Here is a 22167-nt window from a genome sequence, read left to right on the forward strand (position 1 = left end):
CGCGCGGGCAGCCCGCCGAGGCCGGCGCGAGGCGCCGGGTCAGGCGTCGGTGTCGAGCGCGAGCAGGTCGTCGACCGTCTCGCGGCGGACGAGCACGCGCGACGCACCCTCCCGGACCGCCACGACCGGCGGACGCGTCAGCAGGTTGTAGTTCGACGCCATGGATCGTCCGTACGCGCCCGTCGCGGCGACCGCGAGCAGGTCACCCGCACGCACGTCGCCCGGCAGGTGCACCTCGTGCACGACGATGTCGCCGCTCTCGCAGTGCTTGCCCACGACGCGCGCCAGCACGGGCTCCGCCGTCGACAGCCGGCCGACGACCTCCGCGTGGTACTGCGCGCCGTACAGCGCGGGACGGATGTTGTCGCTCATGCCGCCGTCGACCGACACGTACAGACGCGTCCGCCCCTCGTCGAGCCGCACGGGCTTGACGGTGCCGACCGAGTAGAGCGTCAGGCCCGCCGGCCCGACGATCGCGCGGCCCGGCTCGATCGAGAACCGCGGCAGGTCCGTGCCGACCTCCGCCGCGCTGCGCTCGACCGACGCGGCGACCTCCTTGGCGATGCGGTCCGCGTCGAGCGCGACCTCACCCGGCAGGTACGCGATGCCGTACCCGCCGCCGAGGTCGACCTCCTCGACGAGGACGCCCGTGCGGGCCGCGAGCCGCGCCCGCAGCGCCAGCACCGCGCGCGCCGCGACCGCGAAGCCCGACGGGTCGAGGATCTGCGAGCCGATGTGCGAGTGGATGCCGAGCAGCCGCAGCTCCGGGCGCGCGACCACCGCGAGCAGCGCGGTCATGGCCGGGCTGTCGTCGTCGGCCGCCGCGACGGTGTCCGCGGTGCCGCGGGACGGGGCCAGCGAGAGGCCGAACTTCTGGTCCTCGTGGGCCGTCGAGATGTACTCGTGGCCGCCCGCGTGCACCCCCGTCGTCACGCGCACCATCACGGGCGCGGGCGCTCCCCCGCGTGCCGCGACCGCGTCGGCGACGCGCTCGATCTCCACGAGCGAGTCGACGATGATCCGCCCGACGCCCGCGTCGAGCGCCGCCGCGATCTCCCCGTCCGACTTGTTGTTCCCGTGCAGGCCGATCTCCGCGCCCGGGACGCCCGCGCGCAGCGCGACCGCGAGCTCGCCGCCCGACGCGGTGTCGACGCGCAGGCCCTCCTCGTGCACCCAGCGGGCGACCGCGACCGACAGGAAGGCCTTGCCCGCGTAGTACACGTCGACGCCCGCACCGATCTCGGCGAAGGCCTCCGTGAACGCGCGCCGGTAGGTGCGCGCGCGGGTCCGCAGGTCCTGCTCGTCGAGCACGTACGCCGGGGTGCCGTGCTCGGCCGCGAGCGCGCGCACGTCGACGCCCGCGACGCGTACGGCGCCGTCGGCCCCGCGCTCGACGCCCGTGGACCAGGGCTCGCCGGGGATCGTCGTCACGCCGACCGCCGAGCCGACCGCCGAGCCGGATGCCGAGCCGGGTGCCGTGGTCACATGCGCTCCGGCGCGCTCACGCCGAGCAGGCCCAGGCCGTTCGCGAGGACCTGGCGCGTCGCGTCGACGAGCCACAGGCGCGTGCGGTGGCCGTCGTCGACCGGCTCGTCGCCGAACGGCACGACCCGGCGCTTGGCGTCGTACCACTTGTGGAACGTGCCGGCGAGGTCCTCGAGGTACCGCGCGACGCGGTGCGGCTCCCGCAGCTCTGCCGCCTGCGCGACGATCCGCGGGAACTCCGCGAGCTGCCCGAGCAGCACGGCCTCCGACTCGTGGTCGAGCAGGGACGCGTCGAAGCCGTCCTCCTTGCGGACCCCGGCGTCGACGGCGTTGCGGCCGATGCTCGCGGTGCGGGCGTGCGCGTACTGCACGTAGAAGACGGGGTTCTCGTTCTTCGCGGACGCGAGCAGGTCGAGGTCGAGGTCGATCGTCGAGTCCGCCGACGAGCGCGCGAGCGAGTAGCGGGCCGCGTCGACGCCGACCGCGTCGACCAGGTCGTCGATCGTCAGGACCGTGCCCGCGCGCTTCGACATGCGCACCGGCTCGCCGTCCTTCACCAGGTTGACCATCTGCCCGATGAGGATCTCGAGGTTGACGTGCGGGGTGTCCCCGAACGCCGCGCAGACCGCCATCATCCGGCCCACGTACCCGTGGTGGTCGGCCCCGAGCATGAGGATGACGCGGTCGAACCCGCGCTCGCGCTTGTCGAGGTAGTACGCGATGTCGCCCGAGATGTACGCGCCCTCGCCGTCGGACTTGATGACGACGCGGTCCTTGTCGTCGCCGAAGTCCGTCGTGCGCAGCCACACCGCGCCGTCCTGCTCGAAGACATGGCCGCCCGCGCGCAGCCGCTCGACCGCGTGCTCGACGGCACCCGACTCGTGCAGCGAGTCCTCGTGGAAGTACACGTCGAAGTCGACGCCGAAGTCGTGCAGCGACTGCTTGATCTCGGCGAACATCAGCTCGACGCCGCGCGCGCGGAACGCCTCGGTCGCCTCGTCACGGGGCAGCGTGCGCGGGTCGGGCTCGCCCGCCGCGAGCGCGTCGGCGACGACCTGCTCGGCGATCTCGGTGATGTACGAGCCGCCGTACCCGTCCTCGGGGGCGTCCTCGCTGAGGGCGCGGGCGACGAGCGAGCGCGCGAACCGGTCGATCTGAGCGCCGTGGTCGTTGAAGTAGTACTCGCGCGCGACGTCGGCGCCCGACGCCTGCAGCACGCGCGCGAGGCTGTCCCCGACGGCCGCCCAGCGCACGCCACCGATGTGCAGCGGCCCGGTCGGGTTCGCCGACACGAACTCGAGGTTGAGCCGCACGCCCGCGAGCGTGTCGTTGCGGCCGTACTCGCCGCCCTGCTCGACGATCGAGCGCGCGAGCTCGCCGGCCGCGGCCGCGTCCAGCCGGATGTTGAGGAAGCCCGGGCCGGCGACCTCGACCGACGCGACGCCCGACGTCTCCTTGAGGCGGCGCGCGAGCTCCTCCGCGAACGCCCGCGGGTTCGTCCCCGCCTTCTTCGCGAGCTGCATCGCGACGTTCGTCGCCCAGTCGCCGTGCTCGCGCTGCCGGGGTCGCTCGAGGTGCACCGTGGCCGGGATCGCGGCCGGGTCGAGGGCGAACGTGCCGTCGTCGACGGCGTGCACGAGAGCGGCCCGCAGGGCCTCGGAGAGCTGGGCAGGAGTCACGCGTCCAGGGTAGGGGACGGCCGTCGGGGGCCGACGCGACGTCGGGCTCGGCCGCCCGGGCAGATCGCGGCCTCGACGCGGCACGCCGACCAGGCCGGACGGTGGCGCGGGGCGCGCCGGGCGGTGTTGACTGCGCGCATGCCTGGACAGGGAACCTGAGGGATGGCGCGACGCCCCGGACTCATCGACACCGCCGTCGAGGCACTCCGCAGCCGCATCACCGCCGGCGAGTGGCCCGTCGGCTCCCGCATCCCACCCGAGCCGGCGCTCGTCGACCTGCTCGGCGTCGGCCGCAACACCGTCCGTGAAGCGGTCCAGTCCCTCGTGCACGCCGGGCTGCTGGAGAGACGCCAGGGCTCCGGGACCTACGTGCTGTCGTCCTCCGAGATGGCCGTCACCATGGGCCGGCACATCGCCGAGGCCCGGCAGCGCGACGTCGTCGAGGTCCGCCGTGCGCTCGAGGTCGAGGCCGCCCGGCTGGCCGCCCGCCGCCGCACCGCCACCGACGTCGCCCCGCTGCTCGACGCCCGCGACGCGCGCGCCGTCGCCTACCGCGCCGGGGACATCGACGCCATGGTGGTGACCGACCTCGCGCTGCACCGCGTCATCGTGCGCACCGCCGCCAACCCCGTCCTCACGTCGCTGTACGAGAACCTCATCGACGCCATCGGCGAGAACATCCGGTTCAACTTCGTCACCGACGCGCACGGCCACGACTCGCACGACGGCCTCGTCGACGCGATCGTCGCGGGCGACGAGCAGCGGGCCGTCGCCGAGACGTCCGGCTACCTGTCCGCGTTGCTGGGCGAGCCGTGACGGCTGATACGCTGACGCTCGCTTCCTGACAGGCACGCCCGCGTGCCGGTCATGCGCCCGTAGCTCAGTGGATAGAGCGTCTGCCTCCGGAGCAGAAGGTCGTAGGTTCGAATCCTATCGGGCGCACCTCGCAGGGCCGTGGTGCTGACAGCCGCACCGCGGCCTTCGTCGTGAGGCCACGTCGTCCGGTCGATCCCGGTCTACGCACCGAGGGCGCCGACCTCCTCGGGTTCCAGCTCGACGTACGGCACTCACTCGTCCCCAGCCGGCAGTCTGAACCGTGGTCCCAGCTCGCGGTCGACGTAGCTGGCGAAGCGTGCCGCGGGTTCGTGTCTAGAAGAAGGGCGTCGCCGCCCCCGGAAGGCCGGTCAGGCGCCGTCCGCGACCGCGCGGGTAGCCTGTGCCCGGAACGTCGGTGACGTCGAGGGGAGGGCGCCGTGGGTGACGTCCTGCTGACGCTCGCGCCCCTGCGCGACGCGTCCACGTTCCTCGCGCTGATGCTCGCGGGGCAGACGTTCACCACGACCCTCGTGCTGCTGGGCGCCACGACGCTCGCCGCCGTGGCCCTGGCCCTCGTCGCGCGCAGCGCCCGGGCCGTCGTCGTCGACGTGGCTTCCGCCCCGGCCGGCAGGCGGCGCCACGCGCTCACCGTGCGCCCGCCCGTCACCCAGAGCGACCCGGACGCCCCGGGTCGGCCCCGCCCTCGGGCACCCGGTCTCCTCCTCGGCTGACCCACCCCGCCGCAGTCCGCACGCACCGCGCACCACCGCGCGACGCTCTCGGCGTCCCTGCGTACCCGGGGTCGGTCGGCGAACGCGTACCCCTGCCGTTCGACCGAGGAACCCACCCATGGACCTGTTCGCCCTGCCCCTTGTCGCCACCGCGCTCGACGCCGCCTACCGCGCCCTCATGGGCCTGACCGACCTGCTCGAACCGCTCGCCGGCGGGGCGTCCGCCGCGCTCGCCGTCGTCCTCGTGACCCTCCTCGTGCGTGCCGCGCTGATCCCCGTCGGGGTGTCGCAGGCGAAGGCCGAGGCCACCCGGGCCCGCCTCGCACCCCGGATCGCCGCGCTGCAGCGGCGGCACCGTCACGACCCGCAGGAGCTCCAGCGCGCGACGATGCAGCTGTACGCCGACGAGGGCACGACGCCGCTCGCCGGGTGCCTGCCGATGCTCGCGCAGGCACCGGTCGTCGGGCTGATCTACGCCGTCTTCGTCCACACCCGGATCGCCGACCACGGCAACGCGCTGCTCGGGCAGACGCTGGCCGGCGTGCCCCTCGGCTCGACCCTCGCCGGGGCCCTCACCGGCGGCACCACCTCGGCGTCGGTCCTCGTCGTGCTCGGGCTCGTCGTGCTCGTGATCGCGGTCGTCGGGGAGCTCACCCGTCGAGCCGTCGCTCCTGGCGGCCGTCTCGCGCCCGCCGCGCCTCCCGTCACGGCCGGTGCCGGTGCGGGGCCGGGTGGCGCGGCGCCGCTGGCGGGGGCGGGCGTCCAGCGCGTGCTCGGCGCGATGCAGTTCGCGTCCGCGGTCGTGGCCTGCTTCGTCCCGCTGGCGGCCGGGCTGTACCTGCTCGTCACGGTGTGGTGGACGTTCGCGCAGCGCCTGCTGCTGCGTCGTCGGTACCCGCTCGCCGACTCGACCACGCCTGCCTGAACACGGCCGTCCGCGAGGACCCACCTCGCGGGCGGGCCCGGCACCGCGCTTCTCGACGGACTCGCCGTCGCGCCACGTCCCGCTACCCCTCAGCGGCACGTCATGGTTGGTCGCGGCGGTCCAGGAGGTGGCGACGGAGGAAACGGTCGACGACGTCCATCACGGCGTCCCCGAAGAACGCACCCGCGCCGTGGCCCGCCCCCTCGAGGCGGACGAGCTCGACCGGCTGCCCCGCGGCGAGCAGCGACTCGGCCAGCAGGACGCTCTGCTCGAAGGGCACGACCTCGTCGTCGCTGCCGTGCACGACGAGCATGGGCGGCAACGGGTGCTCGGCGACGGGGCGGACGTGCGTGGCGACGGCGGCCGGTGCCGCGGCCTCCGCGTGCCGACGCGGGTCGACGCCGCCGAGCAGCTGCACGCAGGCCGGGTCCTCGGGCATCCGCGCGAGGTCGCTCGGGCCGTAGAAGTCGACCACCGCACGGACGTCGAGCGGCTCGTCGTCGTGGACCCCGGGCGCCCCCGCCATGCCGTCGGTGACCGCCGTGAGCAGCACCAGGTGCCCGCCGCTGGAGTCGCCCCACAGCGCGACGCGGCCCGGGTCGACGCGGACCCGGTCCGCGTGGGCACGCAGGAACCGCACCGCGGACCGGACGTCCTCGACCTGTGCCGGGAACGGTGCGACGTCGCTCGGCCGGTGCTCGACGACCGCCACGACATACCCGCGCCGGGCGAGCTGCGCGAGCGGGAGCAGCCACTGGCCCAGCTCCTGCCGACCCCAGCCCGAGCCCTGCACGAACACGACCGTCGGGTACACCTGCGGGCTGGACCAGTCCGCGATCGGGGGCCAGACGACCTGCACGTGCAGCGTGCGGTCGGACGCCTCGGCGTACGGGACGTTCATCCAGACCACGCCGTGCCCGTGCGGGGCGGTGCCGTCGATGCTCGTGATCCTGAGGGCGGTCATGGGCTCAGCATCGTCCCGCGCCGGTGACCAGGGCGAACGCTTTCCCGACGGTTCAGCCGTACTGCTCCCCAGCCGACGAGCGCGCCACCGGCATTGCGCCGGGTGACCGCGGTCGTGCATGACGTCGAGAACGCGTTGTCGTTCACCTTGCGAGCGGCCGCGCCGGAGCGACGAAGCCGGCGTTCGCTAACGGGCCGAGGACGACGCGCCGCACGTCGTCCGGCACTCACTCGCCGGCAGCGATCACCATCGCCGCCGCGATGACGTCCGTCTGCAACATCACGCTCTCCTACCGGCTGGGCACACGTCCGGGGACCTTGCCCCGCACACCCGGCACGACGCGCAGACCTCAGTGCACCGTGTCGGCGGAGGGTCGGGCTCGCGACTCCATGACCGCACGCGCCGCGCTGATGCCGACCTCGGCGAAGGGGCGAAGGATGGTCGCCGCGTCGTGCGCGGGAACCTTGTCCCCGACGGCGATCACCTTGGCGGCTACCGCGACGAGGTCGCGCACGCGGCTCAGGCCGAGCGGAGCTGGGACGTCCGCACGATCCCGCCCGTGCGACGCGAAGGCATCCGTCGCCGCCTTGAACACCGCGCTCTGGACTGCGACGGGCCACGTCGCGTCTACCGTCGACGTCGGGCAGGGCCGTCGAGCCGGACGGGCACTGCCCCGACGGAGTTCGCGCAGGCACCGCGGCTCACGCGTCGGCGATCGCCGCTCGCGCCGAGTCGAGCCCCACGTCGGCGAACGGGCGCAGGATCGCCGTGCGGTGGTCGGCCGGGATCGCGTCCCCGAGCGCGAGCACCTTCGCCGCCGTGACGATCATGTTGCGCACCTCGGCGAGATCGAGCGGCCCCGGCAGGTCGGCAGCCGTCAGCCCGAGGGACGCGAAGGCGTCGGTCGCGGCCTTGAACGTCGCGCTCTGGATCGCGACCGGCCACTTCGAGTAGCCGACGGCCTCCACCGCGTCCACGACGGTGTCGTCCGCGGTGGACTCGACGAACTCGCGCCAGTCGACGCCCGTCGTCCGGAGGTCGTCCAGGCACGCCTCCACCCGGTCGCCGTTCGGACCGAACCTGCTGGCCATGCCTTCCTCGACCTTCTCTCACTGAGGGGCGGGCCGAGCCGCAGCGGTGCTCCCGCGGCGCCCGTCACCTGGTCGTTCAGCGTCAGTCGTACGTTCATCCTGACGTCGCCGAGGTGCGCGGTGTCGATGCCCGCCGCGCGGAGCGCCGCCCTCATCCTCGCACCGAGGATCGGCGCGCGATCCTCCCGCTGCGAGCCGATGGAGCTGTTGACCGGCCGGCCCCCGTCCCGGTGAACTGTGCCGGGTTGCCGCCCGCGACCTGGTCCGGTCCGTGCAGGGGGTGCTGGTCGGCGAGGTGCGCCCGCGCAGTCGACGGGCTGCGTCCGGACCTCGTCGAGGAATGCCTCCACCTGGTCGCCGTTCGGGCCGAACTTGTGGGACATGAACTCCCTGTCCCGGTCATGGCAGGGTCGTCGCCACGTCCTTGTCCTCGAGGTTCAGGACGACGTTCATCCGTACGTCGCCGAGGTGCTTCGGGGTCGATCCCCGCCAGCTCCGGAGCATCGTCCATCTCTGGCCCGAGCACCGCACGCGCGCAGTCCTTCCACTGAGAACCGATCGAGCTGTTGATGCCGGCGTCACCCGGTTCCGGCGTGACATCGTCGCCGCGCAGCGGGAGGTGCTCATGCAGCGGCGCGACGCGGGTGAGCTCGACGAGGCGGTCGTGCGGCGGATGATGCGCGAGCTCGACCTGGAGGACGAGAGCCTCGCGGCGTCGTGGCTGGAGCGCGTGCGCGACTGAGGGCGCCCCGTGCCCGGACGGTGGCCCGCGGCTCAGGCGGGCGCGTGCCGGTCGAGGAACCGGTACACCTCGGTGGTGTCGACGCCCGGGTAGGCGCCCACGGGCAGCGCCGCGAGGAGCGACGCGTGCGGCCGGGCCGACGGCCGCGCCTGGTCGCTCCACCGCGCGGCGAGGTCGCCGGGCGCCTGGCGGCAGCACGCGGGGTCGGGGCAGCGGCTCTGCGCGCGCTCGGTCGTCTCGCGGCCGCGGAACCAGCGCACGTGCGCGAACGGCACGCCGACGCTCACGGAGAACGCACCCTGCGACGACGGCTGCACGCGCGAGGTGCACCAGTACGTGCCGGACGAGGTGTCCGTGTACTGGTAGTACGGCGTGAACCGGTCGGCGAGGGTGAACACGACGCGCGCCGTCCAGTGCCGGCACACCGGCTGCCCCTCGATCGCGCCCAGCGGGTCGGAGGGGAACACGACGCCGTCGTTCTCGTACGCCTTGTGCAGCGTGCCGCCCTCGTGGACCTTCATGAAGTGCACCGGGATGCCGAGGTGCCGCGTCGCGAGGTTGGTGAAGCGGTGCGCGGCGGTCTCGTAGGGCACGGCGAACGCGTCGCGCAGGTCCTCGACGGACAGCCGCCGCTCGGCCTTCGCGGCCTGCAGGAACGCGACCGCCCCGTCCTCGGGGAGCATGAGCGCCGCGGCCATGTAGTTCGCCTCGACGCGCTGGCGCAGGAAGTCGCCATAGCTCGTCGGCTCGGCGTGCCCGAGCACGTGGCTCGCGAGCGCCTGCAGCAGCGGGGAGCGGCCGTCGCTCGCCCCGGCGTTGCCCTGCGGCAGGTAGATCCGGCCGTGCGCGAGGTCGGTCACCGTGCGCGTGGAGTGCGGCAGGTCGGGCACGTAGTGCAGCGAGAAGCCGAGGTGCGCGGCGATGTCGGCCGTCGCGCGCTGCGACAGCGGCCCGCCGGCGTGGCCGATCGCGTCGAGCAGCGTCCGGGCGTGCTCCTCCAGCTCGGGGAAGTAGTTGTCCTGCGCCCGCATCCGGGCGCGCAGCTCCGCGTTGGCCCGGCGTGCCTCCTCGGGGGTCGCGGCGTTCTCGGTGAGCAGCCGCTGCACCTCGGCCTGGAGCCGGACGAGCGCCTCGAGCGCGTCGGTCGGCAGCGAGCGGCCGACCTTGACCTCGGGGATGTGGAGCGACGCGAACAGCGGCCCGCGCTGCGCGCGCTCGAGCTCGACCTCCAGGGCGGCCCGGCGCGTCGGCGGCTCGGGGCGCAGCAGCTCCGCGACCGGGACCCCGAGGGCGTCGGCGACGGCGGCGAGCACGCCGACCCGCGGCTCGCGGTGCCCGTTCTCGAGCATGGACACCTGGGAGGGCGCGCGACCGATCGCACGGCCGAGGTCCTCGAGGGTCATGCCCCGTCCGGTGCGCAGGTGCCGGATGCGCCGGCCGAGGACCAGCGTGTCCGGGCTGGGCGCGGGTGCGGCGGGACGGGGCGACGTCGTCGTCATGACCACCCACCGTGCCAGCCGCGCGACGTTCCGTCCAGGAGAAGGAAGCGGATCCTTCTGCTGTGGGCGCGATCCCACGATCGGTCGCTCGGGGCGAGCGTCCCGCTCTACCTCGGTTCTTCGCCCATCGACCGTCCCCGCCCGCACGGGACGGCCCGGTACGGCCCCGCTTCCGGTCGTCGGAAGAAGTCCGGAAGTTCACAGGCGTCCGACCGGCGCGCCGGCTGTCGCAGGGCCCACGGTGGTGGTGCGGGGCCGTCGTCGGCTGGACCGGTCGGCGGCCCGCACCACAGGCACCGCCCGCACCACGACCGACCGCACACGGTCGACCAGGAGGATCCGATGAGCACCGCCACCGACCCGACCCGCACGACCCCGACGCTGCCCGGCGACCGCACCCAGAGCGCGGCCGACCTCGCGGCGGCCTGGGCGACCGACCCGCGCTGGTCCGGCCTCCGCCGGACCCACACCGCGCAGGACGTCGTGGCGCTGCGGGGCTCGGTCGGCGAGGAGCACACCCTCGCCCGGCGGGGAGCGCGGCGGCTGTGGGAGCTGCTGCACCAGCGCACGCACGTGCCGGCGCTCGGTGCGCTGACGGGCAACCAGGCCGTGCAGCAGGTCCGCGCGGGGCTGGAGGCGATCTACCTGTCCGGGTGGCAGGTGGCCGCCGACGCGAACCTGTCCGGCCAGACGTACCCGGACCAGAGCCTGTACCCGGTCAACTCGGTGCCGGCCGTCGTGCGTCGCATCAACAACGCGCTGCTGCGCGCGGACCAGGTCGAGGTCGCGGAGCACGGCACGGCGTCGCGCGACTGGCTGGTCCCCGTCGTCGCGGACGCGGAGGCCGGGTTCGGCGGCCCGCTCAACGCCTACGAGCTCATGCTCGCGATGATCACGGCCGGCGCCGCGGGCGTGCACTGGGAGGACCAGCTCGCGGCGGAGAAGAAGTGCGGCCACCTGGGCGGCAAGGTCCTCGTCCCGACCAGCCAGCACGTCCGCACGCTCTCGGCGGCGCGGCTCGCGGCCGACGTGGCGGACGTCCCGACGGTGATCGTCGCGCGCACCGACGCCCTGGGCGCGGACCTCCTGACGAGCGACGCCGACGAGCGCGACCACCCGTTCCTCACGGGCGAGCGCACGCCCGAGGGCTACCACCGCGTGCGGCCCGGTCTCGACGCGGTGGTCGCCCGCGCCGACGCGTACGCGCCGTTCGCGGACCTGCTGTGGGTCGAGACGTCGACGCCCGACCTGGCGCTCGCGATCGAGTTCGCGGAGCGGATCCACGACAAGCACCCCGGCAAGCTGCTCGCGTACAACTGCTCGCCGTCGTTCCTGTGGCGCAAGCACCTCGACGACACGCAGATCGCGCGGTTCCAGCGCGAGCTCGCCGGGTACGGGTACGCGTTCCAGTTCGTCACGCTCGCGGGCTTCCACGCGCTCAACCACTCGATGTTCGACCTGGCCCGGGGCTACGCCGAGCGCGGCATGAGTGCGTACGTCGAGCTCCAGCAGGCCGAGATCGCGGCCGAGGCCGCGGGCTACACCGCCACCCGCCACCAGCGCGAGGTCGGGACCGGGTACTTCGACCGGGTCGCCACCGCGATCACCCCCGACGCCTCGACCCTCGCGCTCGCCGGCTCCACCGAGACGGCCCAGTTCACCCACTGACCCCGACCGACCCCGCGGCCCCGCCGCGACCCGCACCCGGAGGTGCACCGTGACCGTCCTGACGCCCGCTCCCGGGCTCACGCCCAGCACCGGACCGTTCGCCCAGCCGTTCCTCGACATGGTCGGACCGGCGGTCCCCGGCACCGACGAGGTCCTCACGCCCGAGGCGCTCGACTTCGTCACCGACCTGCACACGCTGTTCGGCGCGCGCCGCACGACCCTGCTGCGCGAGCGTCAGCTGCGCCGCGACCGCATCGCGAACGGCACGGACCCCGGCTTCCTGCCGCTGACCGCCGGGATCCGTGCCGACCGGACCTGGCGCGTGGCCGGCCCGGGGCCCGGGCTGGAGGACCGTCGGGTCGAGATCACCGGCCCGACCGACCGCAAGACGACCGTCAACGCGCTCAACTCGGGTGCCCGCGTGTGGCTCGCGGACCTGGAGGACGCGACGAGCCCGACCTGGGCGAACGTCGTCGGCGGGCATCACAGCCTGCTCGACGCGATCCGGGGCCGCGCGGACTTCACGTCGGCGGACGGCAAGGAGTACCGCGTCGGCCCGACGACGCCGACGATCGTGTTCCGCCCGCGCGGCTGGCACCTGCCCGAGAAGCACCTGGAGTACGTCGACCGGGGCGGCCAGCGCTGCGGCGCGTCGGCGTCCCTCGTCGACGCGGGCCTCTACCTGTTCCACAACGCCCAGGCGCTGGTCGACGCGGGCCGCGGCCCGTACCTGTACCTGCCGAAGATCGAGAGCCACCTCGAGGCGCGGCTGTGGGACGAGGTGTTCCGCTTCACCGAGGCGTACCTGGGCCTGCGGCACGGCACGATCCGCGCGACGGTCCTCATCGAGACGATCACGGCCGCGTTCGAGATGGAGGAGATCCTCTACGAGCTGCGCGACCACTGCGCAGGGCTCAACGCGGGCCGCTGGGACTACATCTTCAGCGTCATCAAGACGTTCCGCTCGCGCGGGCGCCGCTGGGTGCTGCCGGACCGCTCGCGCGTGACGATGACCGTCCCGTTCATGCGGGCCTACGCGGACCTGCTCGTCGCGACCTGCCACCGCCGCGGCGCGCAGGCGATCGGCGGCATGAGCGCGTTCGTGCCGAACCGGCGCGATCCCGAGGCGAACCAGCGCGCGTTCGCCCAGGTGCGGGCGGACAAGCAGCGCGAGGCGGAGCAGGGCTTCGACGGCACGTGGGTCGCGCACCCGGACCTCGTGCCCGTCGCGCGGGAGGTCTTCGACGCGGCGCTCGGGACCCGGGTCGACCAGCGCGAGCGGCTGCGCGAGGACGTCGTCGTCACGGCGGCCGACCTGCTCGACGTGGCCTCGGCGGGCGGCGCCGAGCCCGGCGCGGTGACGGACGCGGGCCTGCGCACCAACCTCTCGGTCGCCGTCCGCTACCTCGAGGCGTGGCTGCGCGGGACCGGAGCGGTCGCGATCGACGGGCTCATGGAGGACGCCGCGACGGCCGAGATCTCACGCTCGCAGGTGTGGCAGTGGGTGCACCACGGCGTCACGACGGACTCGGGCGCGACGGTCGACGCGGACCACGTGAGGGCCGTGCTCGCGGACGTCCTGGGCGACCTGCCGCGGTCGGCGCAGGACCGGTTCGACGACGCCGCGGCGCTCGTCACGGAGGTCGCGCTCGGCGACGAGTTCCCCACCTTCCTCACGGTGCCGGCGTACGCCCAGCACCTCGTCACCCGCGGCTGACCGCCGCCCGCCCGCCGGACGCCCGGGGACGTGCCACGAGCGCGCCCTCGGGCGTCCGGCGTCGTCGCGCGCGACGCACAACCCCGCTGACCTGCGAGGACGTTCCGCGTCGGGCCGCGGACCGGGGCCTTTCGTCCCGGTCGGGCGCCCGCCGCGGGCCCTGCTCACCCCGCCCCGAGACCCGTCAGGACCTTCGGCTCAGTCATCCGACGACTGCCCCCCATAGCGTCGTGAACGTCAAAGGCGACGACTCCAGCAACCGCCGGGAGGCAGCTCCCGCGCACTGACCAGGGGAGCCCTACGGTGACTGCCACCGAGTCCAGCACGACCCGCACGACCAAGGCCAAGAAGCCTGTCGCGACCGCGCCGACGGCGCCGGCCGCCCCCGCCACGCCCGTCTCCGAGGACCAGGTCGCGACCGCGATCGACGCGCTCGTCGCCAACGCGACCAAGGCGCTCGCCGAGTACGCGCGGTTCACCCAGGAGGACGTCGACCGGTTCGTCAAGAAGGGCTCCGTCGCGGCGCTCGACCAGCACGGCCAGCTCGCGAAGCTCGCCGTCGAGGAGACCGGCCGCGGCGTCTTCGAGGACAAGGCCGTGAAGAACATCTTCGCGTGCGAGCACGTCACGAACTCGATGGCGGACCTCAAGACCGTCGGCGTGATCGCCCGCGACGACCTGCGCGGCATCACGGAGATCGCCGAGCCCGTCGGCGTCATCTGTGGCGTCACCCCGGTGACGAACCCGACCTCGACGGCGATCTTCAAGTCGCTCATCGCGCTGAAGACCCGCAACCCGATCATCTTCGCGTTCCACCCGAACGCGCAGGCGTCCTCGGTCGCCGCGGCCAAGATCGTCCGCGACGCGGCCGTCGCCGCCGGTGCCCCGGAGCACTGCATCCAGTGGGTCGAGACGCCGTCCATCGCGGCGACGAACATGCTGATGAACCACCCGGGCGTCGCGCTCATCCTCGCGACCGGTGGCAACGCGATGGTCCGCGCCGCGTACTCGTGCGGCAAGCCGGCCCTCGGCGTCGGCGCGGGCAACGTCCCCGCCTACATCGAGAAGACCGCCAAGCTCAAGCGCGCCGTGAACGACGTGGTGCTCTCGAAGGCGTTCGACAACGGCATGATCTGCGCCTCGGAGCAGGCCGTCATCCTCGACGACGAGATCTACGACGCCGCCATGGCGGAGTTCAAGGTCCTGCACGCCTACCTGGCGAGCCCGGCCGAGAAGGCGATGCTCGAGCAGTTCATCTTCGGTGTCGACGCGCAGGGCACCAACTGCGCCGACGCGAAGCTCAACCCGACCGTCGTCGGCAAGTCGCCGCAGTGGATCGCCGAGCAGTCCGGCTTCTCGGTCCCCGCGGACACCTCGATCATCCTGGCCGAGGTCGACGGCGTCGGCCCGCACGAGCCGCTGACCCGCGAGAAGCTCGCGCCGGTCCTCGCGGTGCTGCGCGCGACGACGACGGAGCAGGGCATCTCCCTGGCCGAGCAGATGGTGGAGTTCGACGGCCTGGGCCACTCGGCCGCGATCCACACCCGCAACGACGCCCTCACCGAGGAGTTCGGCAGCCGGGTCAAGGCCGTCCGCGTCATCGCCAACGCCCCGTCCTCGCTGGGCGGCATCGGCGACATCTACAACTCCTTCATCCCCTCGCTCACGCTGGGCTGCGGCTCCTACGGCCGCAACTCGGTCTCCAACAACGTCTCGGCGGTGAACCTCATCAACGTGAAGCGCGTCGGCCGCCGCAACAACAACCTGCAGTGGTTCAAGGTCCCCGCGAAGACCTACTTCGAGCCGAACGCGATCCGCTACCTGCAGGACATGGCCGACGTCGAGCGCGTCACGATCGTCACCGACGCGACGATGACGACCCTGGGCTTCGTCGACAAGATCATCGACGTCCTCAACCGCCGCCCCGGCAAGGTCGCGCTGCAGATCATCGACCAGGTCGAGCCGGAGCCGTCCGTCCGCACCGTGCAGAACGGCGCGGCGCAGATGCGTCACTTCCGTCCCGACACGATCATCGCCCTCGGCGGTGGCTCGCCGATGGACGCCGCGAAGGTCATGTGGCTGCTGTACGAGCACCCGGAGATCGTCTTCTCCGACCTCAAGCAGAAGTTCTTCGACGTCCGCAAGCGTGCGTTCAAGTTCCCGACGCTGGGTGAGCTCGCGAAGCTCGTCTGCATCCCGACGACGTCGGGCACGGGCGCCGAGGTCACGCCGTTCGCGGTCATCTCGGACCCCGACGCCGGCAAGAAGTACCCGCTGGCGGACTACGCGCTGACCCCGACGGTCGCGATCATCGACCCGGTGCTCACCGCGAAGATGCCCCCGTCGCTCGCGGCGGACTCGGGCTTCGACGCCCTCACGCACGCCACCGAGGCGTTCGTGTCGGTCTACGCGAACGACTTCACCGACGGCATGGCGCTGCAGGCGATCCGCCTGATCTTCGACAACCTCGCGATGTCGGTGAACGGCGACCCGGCCGACCCGGCCACGCGGGACGCGCGGGAGAAGATGCACAACGCCGGCACGATCGCGGGCATGAGCTTCGGCAACGCGTTCCTCGGGATCGTGCACGCCATGGCGCACGTCATCGGCTCGACGCACCACCTGGTGCACGGCCGGACGAACGCGACGCTCCTGCCGCACGTGATCCGCTACAACGGCACGGTCCCGACCAAGCTCACGAGCTGGCCGAAGTACGAGAGCTACGTCGCCCCCGAGCGGTTCCAGCAGATCGCGCAGATGCTCGGCCTGCCCGCCGCCACCCCGGCCGAGGGCGTCGAGTCCTACGCGCTGGCCGTCGAGGCCCTGCGGGCCAAGGTCGGGATCCCGGCGTCGTTCCAGGCGCAGGGCGTGTCCGAGCAGGACTTCATGGGTCGCCTCGACGAGGTCGCCATGGGTGCCTACGAGGACCAGTGCGCTCCCGCCAACCCGCGGATGCCGATGATCGACGACATGAAGGACCTCATGACCGCGGCCTTCTACGGCACGTCGCTGGAGGACGTCCGTACCCGCCGCACCGAGCAGCAGGAGGGCTGACCTCCGGCGCGACGGGCCGCCCCTGCCTCCCCTGGTGGGCGGCCCGTCGCCCTGCTCGACCCCGACGCCCCGTCCCCGGCTCCGCCAGCCGGGACGGGGCGTCGTCGCGTCCCGGCACGCCCTCGCGCGTCGTGATCGGGAGGCTCGCCCGGTCCCGCCCGGCGTGGCGCGGGCGACGCGCGGGCTCAGGGTGCCGCGTGCGGGCGGCGCGGGCAGACTGTGGCTCCCATCCGCCCCTGTCCCGGCCCGCCCCGGCCGCCGCCGACTCCCCGGAGGACCACCGTGACCCGCCACCCCGCCCCCCGCCTGCTCGCCCGTGCCGCCGCTCCGGCCCTCGCCGCGGTGCTCGCGCTCGGCGTCGCCGGCTGCACGGACGCCGAGATCGACGAGGCCGCGCAGTCGGCGAAGGACGCCGCGACCGCGGCGCAGGACGCGGTCGGCGACCTGCGGGCCGCGGTGGACGAGGCCCGGGCGCACGCCGAGGAGGCCCGGGCGCAGGTCGACGAGACCCGCGCCGCGATCGAGGGCCTCGACGCGGAGGCGCGCACGCAGGCGCAGTCGGCCGTGGACCAGGCCGAGTCGGCCGTCGAGGAGGCGCAGGCCGCGCTCGACGCGGCGCAGCAGGACGCGTCCGCGGAGGCGCAGCAGGCGGTCGCGGACGCGGAGAAGCAGGTCGCGGACGCGCGCGCGCAGCTCGACGCCGCCAAGGCCGCCGCGGGCGGCGACGCCGCCGACGCGCTCGACTCCCTGGCCGCCGAGCTCGGCACGCTCGGCGACGACCTCCGGGCCGCGACCGGGAGCTGACGGGCGCCGCCTGTGCCGTCGGCGGCCGTCCCTGCACGGCCGTGCGGGTGATTTCGGGCTTCGCCCGCGCGCCCGGTTGAGACCTGCGCCACACCTGCCGATGGTGGAGGTATGAGCGACCGCCAGCCCCGAGTGGGGCGCCAGCACCACCACGTGGAGTGGTGGGTGGTGAGCGCGTGGCTGTCGCTCGCGGTCCTGCTCGTCGTCGGCCTGGTCGGCGCGGTCGGCATCTGACCGGTCGGAGGACCGGCCCGGCGTGACGACCGGCCCGGCGTGACGACCGGCAGGGTGCCGCGGGCGGCGTCCCCCGCGCCGCCGCCCTATCCTCGCCGGGTGGACGAGCCCCGGGCAGAGCAGCGGCACGGTCGATGGCGCGACGTCGCGCGGGCGTCGGGGCTGCTGGGCGACGACGGGCGCGCGCGTCCCACGATCTTCGCGGAGATGTCCGCGCTCGCGACCGCGACGGGTGCGGTGAACCTGGGGCAGGGGTTCCCGGACGTCGACGGGCCGGCGTCCGTCGCCCGGGCCGCCGCCGACGCGATCGCCGCGGGTCACAACCAGTACCCGCCCGGGCCGGGTGTCCCCGAGCTGCGCGCGGCCGTCGCCGAGCACCAGCGGGACCGGTACGGCCTCGACGTGGACCCCGATCGCGAGGTGCTGGTCACCGCGGGCGCGACGGAGGCGATCGCCGCGACCGTGCTCGCGCTCGCGGGCCCCGGCGACGAGGTCCTCACGCTCGAGCCGTTCTACGACGCGTACGCGGCGGTCGTCGCGCTCGCGGGCGCGACCCACACGACCGCTCCCCTGCGCGCGACTCCCGACGGCTTCCGGCTCGACGTCGACGCGCTCTCGGCGGCGTTCACCGACCGCACGCGGATCGTCCTGCTCAACACGCCGCACAACCCCACGGGCACGGTGCTCACGCCCGACGAGCTGGCCGCGGTCGCGCGGCTCGCCGTCGCGCACGACGCGCTCGTCGTGACGGACGAGGTGTACGAGCACCTGGTCCTCGACGCGGGGGTCCGGCACGTGCCCGTCGCGACGCTGCCCGGCATGGCCGGGCGCACCCTGACGATCTCGTCGGCGGGCAAGACGTTCTCGTTCACGGGCTGGAAGATCGGCTGGGTCACGGGGCCCGAGCACCTCGTGACGGCGGTGCGGACCGTCAAGCAGTTCCTCACCTACGTCTCCGGAGCGCCGTTCCAGCCGGCCGTCGCGTTCGCGCTGCGGGACCCCGACGTGGCGCGGTGGGTCGAGGACCTCGCGGCGTCGCTCGCGACCCGCCGCGACCGGCTGTGCGCCGGGCTGACCGCCGCCGGGTTCGACGTCGTGCGGCCGCAGGGCACCTACTTCGTGCTCGCCGACGCCGCTTCCCTGGGCTTCGACGACGGTGCTGCCCTGTGCCGGGCGCTGCCCTCGCTCGCGGGCGTCGTGGGTGTGCCGGTGTCGGCGTTCACGCGCGCGGGCTCGGAGGCCGACCGCGCGCTGCGGTCGTGGGTGCGCTTCACCTTCGTCAAGCGCGACGAGGTGCTCGACGAGGCGGTCCGTCGGCTCGCGCGGCTGCGCGCCTGACGCACGGTCGCGCGCCGGGCCGCGTCAGCCGGTCCAGCCGCCGCCGCGACGGTAGGCGGGGGTCGCGAGGGCCAGCACCAGCAGGGCCAGCAGCGACGAGCCGACCATGACGGCGGCCATCGCGACCGCGTCGCCGCCGAGCAGCCCGGACAGCGGGCTGACCAGCCCCGAGACGCCGGCCTGCGACGCACCGATGAACGCCGCGGCGGTGCCCGCGATCTCGCCGTGCCGGCTGAGCGCGAGCGCCGAGGCGTTGGGCGGCACGAAGTTGACGAGCGCGAGGATCAGCCACTGCGCGACGAGCAGCGCCCACAGGCCACCGGCGCCGGTGACCGCGAGGACCAGCAGCACGACCGTGAGCGCGAGCGACACGGGCAGCACGACGCGGACGATCCGGATGGGCGCGACGCGGCGCACGAGCGCGGCGTTGACCTGCGCCCCCGCGACGAGCCCGATGCCGTTGACCGCGAAGAGCAGCGAGAACTCGTGCTCGGACAGGCCGTACCCCTCGCGCAGCACGAACGGCGACGCGACGACGTAGCTCATGAGCACGGCGACACCGAGGCCCGGCATGACCGCGAGCGCGACGAAGTGCCGGTCCCGCAGCAGGCTGCGGTAGCCCGCGAGCGCGGTGCGCAGCCCGCCGGTGCGGCGACGCTCGGCCGGCAGCGTCTCGGGCAGGCGCCGCCAGACGACGACCCACAGGACGACGCCGAACAGCGCGAGCGCGAGGAACACCGCACGCCAGCCCGCCTGGCCGGCGATGACGCCGCCGATCGACGGGGCGAACAGCGGCGCGACGCCGATGACGAGCATGAGGCGCGACATGAGCCGCGACGCGTCGGAGCCGACGAACCGGTCCCGGATGACGGCCATCGCGACGACCGTGGCGGACGCGTTGAAGAAGCCCTGCATCGCGCGCAGCCCGATGAGGGGGACGATCGCGGGGGCGACGGCGCACAGCACCGAGGTGACGACGTGCAGCGCGACGCCGACCATCACGGGCCGACGGCGGCCGAACCGGTCGGACAGCGGCCCGATGACGAGCTGGCCGACGGCGCCGCCGATCATCATCGCCGTCATCGTGAGCTGCGCGGCCGTCGCTGACGTCTGCAGGTCGCGGGCGACGTCGGGCAGCGACGGCAGGTAGATGTCGGTCGAGATCGCCGGCAGCGCGCACATCATGCCGAGCAGGAGCACGTACCGGTAGTCGGGCCGGAACGCGGGGGCGGGCGGTGCGGCGGGTGCGGTCGGCGTGCCGGGCTTCGCGGTGGCGGAGCGCGGGGTCGACGCGGTGCCGCCGCCCGGCGGGGCGGCGGTGGGAGTGGTGGCGGGGGCAGCGGTGCGGGGGGTGGGCAGCGCCGCGGTGTCGGGTGCGGGGGCGGGGCGCGCGGTCATCGTCTCCATCGTCGCACCGCTCCCCCGACCCGCGCGAATCGATTCGACAAGATCACACCGGAGCGCCCTCCCACGCGGCGACGCCCTCCGCCGCACCGCGACCCCGCCGCCGCGCGGAGCGTCGGTGGCGGCTGGCAGGCTGGGGCGCATGTGCGGTCGCTACGCCTCCTTCCGCGAGGACCAGGCCCTGGCCGACGAGTTCGCCGTCGCGACCGTCGCCGACGACGTCCGGCTGCTCCCGCCGTCGTGGAACGTCGCCCCCACCGACGGCGTCCGCATGGTCGTCGAGCGTGCCGACAAGGAGACCGGCGAGGTCACCCGCCAGCTGCGGCTCGCGCGCTGGGGCCTCGTCCCGTCCTGGGCCAAGGACCCGTCGATCGGCAGCCGCATGATCAACGCGCGCGTGGAGTCGGTCGCCGACAAGCCCGCGTTCTCCCGCCCGTTCGCCGCGCGCCGCGCGCTCCTGCCCGCCGACGGCTACTACGAGTGGAAGAAGCCCGAGCCGGGGTCGCTCACGCGCCGCAAGCAGCCGTTCTACCTGCACCCCGCCGACGACGACGTCGTCGCCCTCGGCGGCCTCTACGAGTTCTGGAAGGACCCGACGAAGGCCGACGACGACCCGGACCGCTGGCTCGTGACCGTCACCGTCATCACGCGCCCCGCGTCGCAGGAGCTCGAGCACATCCACGACCGCCAGCCGCTCATGCTGCGCCCCGACGCGTGGGACGCCTGGCTCGACCCGTCGACGGGCGCCGACGAGGCCCGCCGCCTCCTCGAGGCCCCGGCCCCACGGATCGTCGCCACGCCCGTCTCACCCCTGGTCAGCTCGGTCCGCAACGACGGCCCCCAGCTCCTCGAACCGGTCGACCCGGAGGAGGAGACCCTGCTCTGACGCTCAGGCGAGGGCGGCGGTCAGGCGGTACGGGGTGACCGTGCCGATGCCCTGGAGGTCGAGCGGGGCCTGCGGGGTGAGCACGAAGCGGGGGTCGCCGCCGAGGACCGCCGCCGTCTCCGGGTCGGTCCACACCGTGCTGGGCTCGGCGATGTCGGTGAGCCGGGCCGCGAGATTCACGTGCGGGCCGAACACGTCGCCGAACCGCGACAGGACGCGCCCCCACACGAACCCGACGCGCACCGGGGTGACGCCGCGCGCACCCTCGGCGAGCCCGCCCGCCTCCAGGGCGCGGTCCACGTCGAGCGCGCCGCCCAGCGCCTCGGCGAGGCCGAGCGCCACGCGGGCGCCGGTCGCGGGGTCGTCGGCGACGAAGAGGACCGCGTCGCCGATGGTCTTGACGACGCGCCCGCCTGCGCCGGTCACGACGTCGCGGGCCGCGGCCTCGAAGCGCTGCACGAACTGCGACAGGTCGGTCGAGCCGAGGCCGGCGGTGCGGCGGGTGAACGACACCATGTCGGCGAAGCCGACCGCGCGGGCCAGGGGCAGGGCGGACCGGTCGGGGTCGGGCCCGCGCAGTGCGCCGAACTCGGCGGCGTAGCGGCCCGCGATCGCGGCGAGCTGGCGCCGGTAGGAGTGCACGAGCTGCGCCTCGAGGACGGGCGCGAGGTCCGCGAGCCGGTCGAGGGTCAGCAGGCGGGCGGTCGTGTCGTCGAGCTCGTAGCGCGTCGCCATGTCCTCGACGAGCGCCTCGACCTGCCACAGCGCGAGGCGGTCGGACGTGTGCCCGAGCGCGCGCGTCACGGTGAGGACCGTCCGGATGTCGAGCCCGTGCTCGCGGACCAGCGCGACGGCCCGGTCGACAGCCTCGGCGTCGCGCTCGGTGTAGACCGCGTCGTCCGGGTCGGCGTGCGGCAGGCCGACGGTCGTCCAGAAGCCGCGCACGAGGTCGACGTCGATGTGCGCGCGGCGGGCCAGGTCGCGGGCGCTGTACCGGCGGTGACCGCCGAGGAGCTGGGCCTCGAGCTCGCCGACGGTGGACTCGGTCGCCGGGTCGCCGACGGTGGTGGCGCCGGTGCCGTCGGGGGCGCCGCGCTGCGGGGAGGGTCCGTCGTCGGGCACGCGACGAG

Annotated in this window: 18 protein-coding genes and 1 tRNA gene; 11 read left to right on the plus strand and 8 right to left on the minus strand. The window is 74.2% G+C overall.

The genetic code is table 11. The features are described 5' to 3' along the window. Positions 1-39: 39 nt before the first annotated feature. Positions 40-1485 (minus strand): diaminopimelate decarboxylase, encoded by a 1446-nt coding sequence (gene lysA / locus CELF_RS14230; RefSeq protein ID WP_013771970.1) that lies wholly within the window; start codon positions 1483-1485, stop codon positions 40-42. Beyond that, the gene (gene argS, locus CELF_RS14235) at positions 1482-3164 is read right to left on the minus strand and encodes an arginine--tRNA ligase (protein WP_013771971.1); all 1683 of its coding nucleotides are present in this window, start codon (positions 3162-3164) and stop codon (positions 1482-1484) included. Before argS ends, lysA begins: the two co-directional genes overlap by 4 nt. 162 nt (positions 3165-3326) lie before the next feature. On the opposite strand from argS, the gene CELF_RS14240 reads away from it, so the two are divergent. The 4 genes from CELF_RS14240 to yidC all read left to right on the plus strand — a co-directional run bounded on the left by CELF_RS14240 (position 3327) and on the right by yidC (position 5636). Then, on the plus strand, positions 3327-3980 hold the full coding sequence (locus tag CELF_RS14240) for a FadR/GntR family transcriptional regulator (protein ID WP_013771972.1): 654 nt from the start codon (positions 3327-3329) through the stop codon (positions 3978-3980). 53 nt (positions 3981-4033) lie between these two features. Beyond that, positions 4034-4106 (plus strand) — tRNA-Arg (locus CELF_RS14245). 311 nt (positions 4107-4417) lie between these two features. Further along, positions 4418-4711 carry a DUF6412 domain-containing protein gene (locus CELF_RS14250; protein ID WP_013771973.1) on the plus strand — a complete coding sequence of 98 codons (294 nt, stop codon included), beginning with the start codon at positions 4418-4420 and terminating at the stop codon, positions 4709-4711. A 118-nt stretch (positions 4712-4829) separates the two neighbouring features. Further along, positions 4830-5636: a membrane protein insertase YidC gene (gene yidC, locus CELF_RS14255; RefSeq protein WP_013771974.1), complete on the plus strand. Its 807-nt coding sequence runs from the start codon at positions 4830-4832 to the stop codon at positions 5634-5636. Between the two features lie 100 nt (positions 5637-5736). Here the strand turns inward: yidC and CELF_RS14260 are convergent, their stop codons facing one another. The 4 genes from CELF_RS14260 to CELF_RS14275 all read right to left on the minus strand — a co-directional run bounded on the left by CELF_RS14260 (position 5737) and on the right by CELF_RS14275 (position 9932). Next, a complete protein-coding gene (locus CELF_RS14260; protein ID WP_013771975.1) occupies positions 5737-6600 on the minus strand; it encodes an alpha/beta hydrolase in 864 nt (287 codons plus the stop codon). Positions 6601-6949: 349 nt separating this feature from the next. Next, entirely contained in the window at positions 6950-7195 is a 246-nt protein-coding gene (locus tag CELF_RS14265) for a hypothetical protein (protein ID WP_013771976.1), read from the minus strand. A gap of 106 nt (positions 7196-7301) precedes the next feature. Beyond that, complete coding sequence (locus CELF_RS14270) at positions 7302-7691, minus strand: hypothetical protein (protein ID WP_041553548.1); 390 nt, start codon at positions 7689-7691, stop codon at positions 7302-7304. A gap of 774 nt (positions 7692-8465) precedes the next feature. Beyond that, positions 8466-9932 carry an XRE family transcriptional regulator gene (locus CELF_RS14275; protein WP_013771977.1) on the minus strand — a complete coding sequence of 489 codons (1467 nt, stop codon included), beginning with the start codon at positions 9930-9932 and terminating at the stop codon, positions 8466-8468. 342 nt (positions 9933-10274) lie between these two features. On the opposite strand from CELF_RS14275, the gene aceA reads away from it, so the two are divergent. The 6 genes from aceA to CELF_RS14305 all read left to right on the plus strand — a co-directional run bounded on the left by aceA (position 10275) and on the right by CELF_RS14305 (position 18747). Then, a complete protein-coding gene (gene aceA / locus CELF_RS14280) occupies positions 10275-11600 on the plus strand; it encodes an isocitrate lyase (RefSeq protein WP_013771978.1) in 1326 nt (441 codons plus the stop codon). Positions 11601-11649: 49 nt separating this feature from the next. Next, a complete protein-coding gene (gene aceB / locus CELF_RS14285; protein WP_013771979.1) occupies positions 11650-13317 on the plus strand; it encodes a malate synthase A in 1668 nt (555 codons plus the stop codon). Between the two features lie 303 nt (positions 13318-13620). Then, on the plus strand, positions 13621-16371 hold the full coding sequence (adhE, locus tag CELF_RS14290) for a bifunctional acetaldehyde-CoA/alcohol dehydrogenase (protein ID WP_013771980.1): 2751 nt from the start codon (positions 13621-13623) through the stop codon (positions 16369-16371). Between the two features lie 282 nt (positions 16372-16653). Further along, on the plus strand, positions 16654-17175 hold the full coding sequence (locus CELF_RS14295; protein ID WP_013771981.1) for a hypothetical protein: 522 nt from the start codon (positions 16654-16656) through the stop codon (positions 17173-17175). Positions 17176-17286: 111 nt separating this feature from the next. Next, complete coding sequence (locus CELF_RS14300; RefSeq protein WP_013771982.1) at positions 17287-17409, plus strand: hypothetical protein; 123 nt, start codon at positions 17287-17289, stop codon at positions 17407-17409. Positions 17410-17508: 99 nt separating this feature from the next. After that, positions 17509-18747, plus strand: coding sequence for a pyridoxal phosphate-dependent aminotransferase (locus CELF_RS14305; protein WP_041553549.1), 1239 nt, complete (start codon positions 17509-17511; stop codon positions 18745-18747). Between the two features lie 24 nt (positions 18748-18771). On the opposite strand, the gene CELF_RS14310 is transcribed toward CELF_RS14305, so the two are convergent. Beyond that, positions 18772-20154: a multidrug effflux MFS transporter gene (locus CELF_RS14310; protein WP_013771984.1), complete on the minus strand. Its 1383-nt coding sequence runs from the start codon at positions 20152-20154 to the stop codon at positions 18772-18774. A gap of 139 nt (positions 20155-20293) precedes the next feature. On the opposite strand from CELF_RS14310, the gene CELF_RS14315 reads away from it, so the two are divergent. After that, the gene (locus tag CELF_RS14315; protein WP_013771985.1) at positions 20294-21037 is read left to right on the plus strand and encodes an SOS response-associated peptidase; all 744 of its coding nucleotides are present in this window, start codon (positions 20294-20296) and stop codon (positions 21035-21037) included. Positions 21038-21040: 3 nt separating this feature from the next. On the opposite strand, the gene CELF_RS14320 is transcribed toward CELF_RS14315, so the two are convergent. Beyond that, positions 21041-22159, minus strand: coding sequence for an adenylate/guanylate cyclase domain-containing protein (locus CELF_RS14320; RefSeq protein WP_126297798.1), 1119 nt, complete (start codon positions 22157-22159; stop codon positions 21041-21043). Positions 22160-22167: the final 8 nt, after the last annotated feature.

It is taken from the genome of Cellulomonas fimi ATCC 484 (assembly GCF_000212695.1).
Lineage (GTDB): Bacteria > Actinomycetota > Actinomycetes > Actinomycetales > Cellulomonadaceae > Cellulomonas > Cellulomonas fimi.

Coding starts and splice junctions, on each gene's coding strand:
- CELF_RS14240 (WP_013771972.1), top strand. CDS start 3,327: ATGGCGCGACGCCCCGGACTCATCGACACCGCCGTCGAGGCACTCCGC.
- CELF_RS14270 (WP_041553548.1), bottom strand. CDS start 7,691: ATGGCCAGCAGGTTCGGTCCGAACGGCGACCGGGTGGAGGCGTGCCTG.
- CELF_RS14275 (WP_013771977.1), bottom strand. CDS start 9,932: ATGACGACGACGTCGCCCCGTCCCGCCGCACCCGCGCCCAGCCCGGAC.
- CELF_RS14315 (WP_013771985.1), top strand. CDS start 20,294: ATGTGCGGTCGCTACGCCTCCTTCCGCGAGGACCAGGCCCTGGCCGAC.
- CELF_RS14300 (WP_013771982.1), top strand. CDS start 17,287: ATGAGCGACCGCCAGCCCCGAGTGGGGCGCCAGCACCACCACGTGGAG.
- CELF_RS14310 (WP_013771984.1), bottom strand. CDS start 20,154: ATGGAGACGATGACCGCGCGCCCCGCCCCCGCACCCGACACCGCGGCG.
- CELF_RS14260 (WP_013771975.1), bottom strand. CDS start 6,600: ATGACCGCCCTCAGGATCACGAGCATCGACGGCACCGCCCCGCACGGG.
- yidC (WP_013771974.1), top strand. CDS start 4,830: ATGGACCTGTTCGCCCTGCCCCTTGTCGCCACCGCGCTCGACGCCGCC.
- aceA (WP_013771978.1), top strand. CDS start 10,275: ATGAGCACCGCCACCGACCCGACCCGCACGACCCCGACGCTGCCCGGC.